Annotated in this window: 6 protein-coding genes; 3 read left to right on the top strand and 3 right to left on the bottom strand. The window is 68.9% G+C overall.

Translation table 11 applies throughout. The features are described 5' to 3' along the window. Nucleotides 1–437 (top strand): c-type cytochrome (locus HMPREF0731_RS08845; RefSeq protein WP_007003748.1); only part of this gene is annotated, 437 nt, incomplete at its 5' end. Then, entirely contained in the window at nucleotides 434–1,177 is a 744-nt protein-coding gene (locus HMPREF0731_RS08840) for a 2OG-Fe dioxygenase family protein (RefSeq protein ID WP_007003747.1), read from the top strand. The genes HMPREF0731_RS08845 and HMPREF0731_RS08840, both read left to right, overlap by 4 nt. Before the next feature lie 144 nt (nucleotides 1,178–1,321). Here the strand turns inward: HMPREF0731_RS08840 and HMPREF0731_RS08835 are convergent, their stop codons facing one another. The 3 genes from HMPREF0731_RS08835 to HMPREF0731_RS08830 form a co-directional block, all read right to left on the bottom strand. Beyond that, complete coding sequence (locus tag HMPREF0731_RS08835; protein WP_007003746.1) at nucleotides 1,322–2,494, bottom strand: M20 aminoacylase family protein; 1,173 nt, start codon at nucleotides 2,492–2,494, stop codon at nucleotides 1,322–1,324. Between the two features lie 97 nt (nucleotides 2,495–2,591). After that, nucleotides 2,592–3,422, bottom strand: a complete 831-nt coding sequence (locus tag HMPREF0731_RS24145) for a hypothetical protein (RefSeq protein ID WP_157136021.1) — start codon at nucleotides 3,420–3,422, stop codon at nucleotides 2,592–2,594. 298 nt (nucleotides 3,423–3,720) lie between these two features. Then, nucleotides 3,721–4,377: a DUF1028 domain-containing protein gene (locus HMPREF0731_RS08830; protein ID WP_007003744.1), complete on the bottom strand. Its 657-nt coding sequence runs from the start codon at nucleotides 4,375–4,377 to the stop codon at nucleotides 3,721–3,723. Between the two features lie 160 nt (nucleotides 4,378–4,537). Here HMPREF0731_RS08830 and HMPREF0731_RS08825 point away from each other — a divergent pair. Further along, nucleotides 4,538–5,140, top strand: a 603-nt coding sequence (locus HMPREF0731_RS08825) for a YjbH domain-containing protein (protein ID WP_007003743.1), incomplete at its 3' end; no start/stop codon positions are given.

Here is a 5,140-nt window from a genome sequence, read left to right as displayed (position 1 = left end):
CCCTGCTCTACGCCGCCGGCGCCGACCGCCGGCTGCGCGCCTATGACACGGCGCGCGGCATCGCCCTCGGCGCCGAGCCGCCGCCCCCCGCCACCCCGCGCCAGGCCGGGCTCGACATGGAGGGCGCCCGCGTCTTCCGCGCCTGCGGCGCCTGCCACAGCCTGACCGCGCCCCCCGCCGGCCAGCCGGACCTCAAGGCCGGGCCGCATCTGGGCAACCTGTTCGGCCGCCGCATGGGCTCGCTGCCCGGCTATGCCTATTCCGAGCGCCTGGCCCGCGGCGACATCGTCTGGACGAAGGACAGCGTGGCCGATCTCTTCACCCGTGGCCCCGACATCGTCACCCCCGGTACCCGCATGCCGGTGCAGATCGTGGGCGACCCCGACGACATGGCGGCGCTGCTGCGCTTCCTGGAACAGGCGACCCGGCAAGAATGACCCGACCGCATGACGACATCACCGCCACGCTGCAGGCCGCGGGCTACATCGCCCTGCCCGCCGCCACCGCGCGCGCGGTCTTCGACACCACCGCCCCCGGCATGGAAGGCGACACGCTCTCAGGGCCAGCCTGGGCGCGCTTCGCCGAAAGCTGGGCGGCGCTGGAGCCCGACACCCACATGGCCGATGGCGGCCGCTACCGGCTGCGCCGCCACGCCGCCTTCCGCGCCGCCCCCGGCCACGCCGCCACCCGCCTGCCCGACCGCCCGCACTACCAGAGCACCGAGCACAACCCGCTGAATGGCGGCATTGAGCGCTGGTTCGCCCCGGTGGCGGAGGACGTCGCCACCAGCCCCGCCCTGATGGCACTGCTGGACGGCGCCCGCAGCGCCTTCGACTCGCTGCGCCCGGACAGCACCTGGCTGGTCGAGATGCACCAGTTCCGCATCCAGGCCCGCGCCCAGGAGAGCGGCAAGCCCACCCCCGAAGGCATGCACCGCGACGGCGTGGATTTCGTGCTGGTCACGCTGATCGGCCGCCACAACGTCGCCGGCGGCACCACCGGCATCCGCATCGACGGCCAGCCAGGCGAGCAGAGCTTCACCCTGGAACAGCCCCTCGACAGCGTGCTGCTCGACGACCACCGCGTCTGGCACGGCGTGACGCCGATCGAACCGATCGACCCGTCGCAGCCGGGCTATCGCGACGTGCTGGTGCTGACCTTCAAGGCTGAAAACTGAAAGAAGGCCGGGGAATGAATTCCCCCGGACCCCCATCTTTTTTCTGTCAGGCTGCCGCCGTCTGGCGGAAAAGTGGGACGCTCCACTGGGCCGGAGGAACCCGGCACAGTGCGGCGCCCCTCGTCTCGGCCATGACCGGCAGCGTCAAGAAAGTTCCTGTTCCACCAGGCGGGCGAAATAGGCGGCGCCGACGGGCAGGAGGTCGTCGTTGAAGTCGTAGCCGGCATTGTGTACCGGCGTGCCGCCCTTGCCGTCGCGGCCGGCCTGGCCGACGAACAGGAAGGCGCCGGGGCGCTGCTGCAGCATGAAGGCGAAATCCTCGCCGCCCATCACCGGCGGCGCGGCGCGCACCACCTTCTCCTCGCCCACCACGGCGCCGATGGCGCGGGCGGCGCGGTTCGTCTGCTCCTCGTGGTTCACGGCGGCGGGGTAGAGGCGGGTGTATTCCACCACCGCCTCGGCGCCATGCGCGCGGGCGGTCAGCGTCGCGATCTCCTCGATGGCCTTCTCCACCGCGTCGCGCGTCGCGGCGGTCAGGGTGCGCACCGTGCCGCGCAGCTCGGCCTCGCCAGGGATGACATTGTCGGCGCTGCCGGCATGGAACTGGGTGATGGAGACGACGGCGCTGTCCAGCGGGTCGGTGCGGCGGCTGGCGATCGCCTGCAGCCCGGCCACCACCTGCGCGCCCACCAGCACCGGGTCCACCGTGCGGTGCGGCTGCGCGCCATGCCCGCCACGGCCCTTGATGCGGATCGCCAGGATGTCCGAATTCGCCATCACCACGCCGGCCACCGCGCGCGTGGTGCCGAGCGGCGCCGTCGGGTCGTTGTGGATGCCGTAGACGGCGTCACAGGGGAAGCGCTCGAACAGCCCGTCCTTGATCATCTCCGCGGCGCCGGCATAGCCCTCCTCGCCGGGCTGGAAGATGAAGTTGACGGTGCCGGCGAAATTGCGCGTCTCGGCCAGGTACTTGGCCGCGCCCAGCAGCATCGCCGTGTGCCCGTCATGGCCGCAGGCGTGCATCTTGCCGGGGATCTGGCTGCGATGCGCGAACTCGTTCACCTCGGTCATCGGCAGCGCGTCCATGTCGGCGCGCAGCCCGATGCTGCCCGAACCCTCGCGCGCACCCTTCAGCACGCCGACCACGCCGGTGCGGCCGATGCCGCGATGCACCTCGATGCCCCAACTCGCCAGCTTCTCGGCGACGATGGCGCTGGTGCGCACCTCCTCGAAGCCCAGCTCGGGATGGGTGTGGATGTCGCGGCGCCACTCCATCATCTCGGGCGCGAAATCGGCAATGCGGTTCGGAACAGGCATCACTTTCTCCTGGTGGTCTCGCCTCCTCGCCTTGTTGGCCACATGGAGGACGAACTTCAGCTTGTCGTCTCAGCGGGCGTCCAGCTAGACGCTGGGCTTAGGCAGTACGCGATTCGGGTGGGATCGCAAAAAACGCCTTTAGGCGATCCCGACGTTCCAAGAGTAGTGGCCCGGTGGAGGCACGCCGCGACGAAAAGGCAGCCTTGGTGTTGCGGCCGCAAAACCACACCACGTTTTCTCCATTTTGCTTGGAGGGGTGAGGCATCGGGGCCAGGACGCGTTCGGCCTTTAGGGTCCCCCTGGAAACCAGATGGTTCAGAACGGCCGCCGGACCATCCCAGAGCGGCAGCCAGTAGGCGTTTGGTAGCGCATAGGCTTCTTCCACCAAGCAGGTCTCAACGATCTCCAAAAGACGGCGGTGACTCAATATCTTAGGCTGCCCGTTGTAGTTCTCACCCGAGAGGAAGACAGGATTGCGCAAAGCGGAGGTAAAGTGGACCCGATGGGCGGCCGCAGCAAAAAGCTCACTGCTACGGCGGATACCGAACCATTGCTGAGCACCCGCCGCGTCTAACATCTCGCAAAGGAAGCTCCGCATCTCGCCAGAGAAGCTCGCTGCGACCTTAGCCTCACGCGCTGCTGTTGTTGGATCGGCACCACGCCGAAGGGCTGTGCGAGCTGCCTTCAAAGCATTCTCCGCCTGAGTCTGCCCTGGTGTGATACCAACGATGACGAGCTCGGCGCCGTGCTCGATGTGCTCGAAGGGTGCATAGACAGCCTCTAGGCACCTTCCGGAGCGCGGCATCGGATCACGCCAAAGGGTGAGCTCAGCGCGCATTGCCGGGTTATCGAGAAAACCGCCCGTATGCTCGCGAATGACATCAGCAAACTGCGCGAGGTTAGGCGGTGATGAGTTTTTCAGGATCATGTCGCTTTCCGTGCTGTAGGGCGACCTCTATAGAATAGGTTTTTTATTTAATCGCAACATGTTTATGTTGGCGAGTTTTTGGAAATTAAAATCGCCAATGAATTTGCAAATTCCACGGTAGACCACGTACATAGCCAGCACACGCAGCTTTACCGACCGGCCGAGGCCGATCTAAATCGAGGTCAAGTCCGCTCTCCTAGGCGGTCATGGCCAATACGAACGTTGCTGCAAGGAGCCGGTGTCACCCCGGCCCAGTGCAGCGTCCCGCTTCTCAACCCGACAGCGGCAGCCGAAAAAATCAGCCGCCGCGCGCGGTGTCGGGGTCCACGGCGCGGAGGACGTATTCGTCCAGGTTCGGCTTGTAGGCGGCCCAGAGCCGGCGCAGCGCGGCGATCGGGGCAGGGTCGGAATCGATGCGCAGATCGGCGTAGGGGAAGCTCTCGCGGTCGACGATCAGCAGCACGGTGGAGACCAGGGGGCGGCCTTCGCCGCCCGCCGCCTCGCCGGCTTCGAGGGCGGCCAGCAGCCGGTCGCCCAGATGCGCCTCAGGCTCGGCCAGGAAGGCGTCGACCATCGCCTGCGGCACCTGGTCGCTGGCCAGGATGTTGCCGATGGCGACGCAATCCGCCCCGTGCGCGGCGTTGTGCGCGGGCTTCACCCGGGCGCCGTGGAAATGCGCGGTGCGGCCGGCGGAATCGATCGCCGCGTATTGCCGCCAGCCATGATGCGGCGTGCTGGCGGTCAGCGCCGCCACCGTCTCCTGCGCCGTGCAGCCGCTGCGCAGCAGGTCGAGGCCGCGCGGGCCGAGGCGCGGATCGGTGCGGTGCTGCGTCAGCACGCCGCCCACCCCGGCCGCCAGGAAGGGCACGCGGGAGCCGATGCAGAGGCCGGAGGTGGTGGCCACCGCGCCGAACTGGCCGGTGCGCGCGCAACGGCCGATCAGGGAAAAGGTCATGGCCCGGCATTCAAGGCGCGCGGGCCGGGCTTGTCCATCCGGCCGGCGCGGTTTCCACTGGCCGTTGCGGGACCGTCATGGCATGATTCTCACGGAACCGTGAAGATCGCCGAAACCGGTCGCGCATGCTGGGGAGCGGCCTACGGGCCTGGATGGGGCAGTGCCGGGCAAGCGGGGGGCAAGGCGGGGTTGGGTCGGACGGGCGCGGCGCCTGCTGCTGGCGGCCGCGCTGCTGGCCGGCACCCCGGCCGGGGCGCAGGAGGTGCCGGCGACGGGCGGCGATTTCGGCGGCGTCGGGCTGATCGAGATGCGCAACGCCCGCTTCCGCCCCGATGGCACGCTGGAGGGCGGCACCAGCCTGCGCCACCAGCGCCGCTTCTGGTTCGTCAATGTCCAGGCCCTGCCCTTCCTCGAGACCACCTTCCGCCTGACCGAGCGGCTGGACGGCACCAGCGGCGCCGGCATGACCACCGACCGCGCCTTCGACCTGAAGCTGCGCCTGCTGGAGGAAAGCGAATACCTGCCGGCCCTCGCCATCGGGCTGCAGGATTTCATCGGCACCGGGATCTATGCCGGGGAGTATGTCGTCGCCTCCAAGCGGTTCTGGGAGTTCGACCTGTCGGCCGGGCTGGGCTGGGGGCGGCTGGCCTCGGGCGGGGAGTGGACCAGCCCGCTGGCGCTGGGCTCGGGGCGGTTCCGCGAGCGGCCGCGCCGCGTGGGCCGCGGCGGCACGCTGCAAAGCGGCTGGTTCCGCGGCGAGGAC

The sequence above is a fragment of the Pseudoroseomonas cervicalis ATCC 49957 genome (genome assembly GCF_000164635.1).
In the GTDB taxonomy this organism is placed as follows: Bacteria; Pseudomonadota; Alphaproteobacteria; order Acetobacterales; family Acetobacteraceae; genus Pseudoroseomonas; species Pseudoroseomonas cervicalis.
The sequence above is the reverse complement of the archived record's forward strand: the minus strand, read 5'-3'. Positions and strand labels throughout refer to the sequence as shown.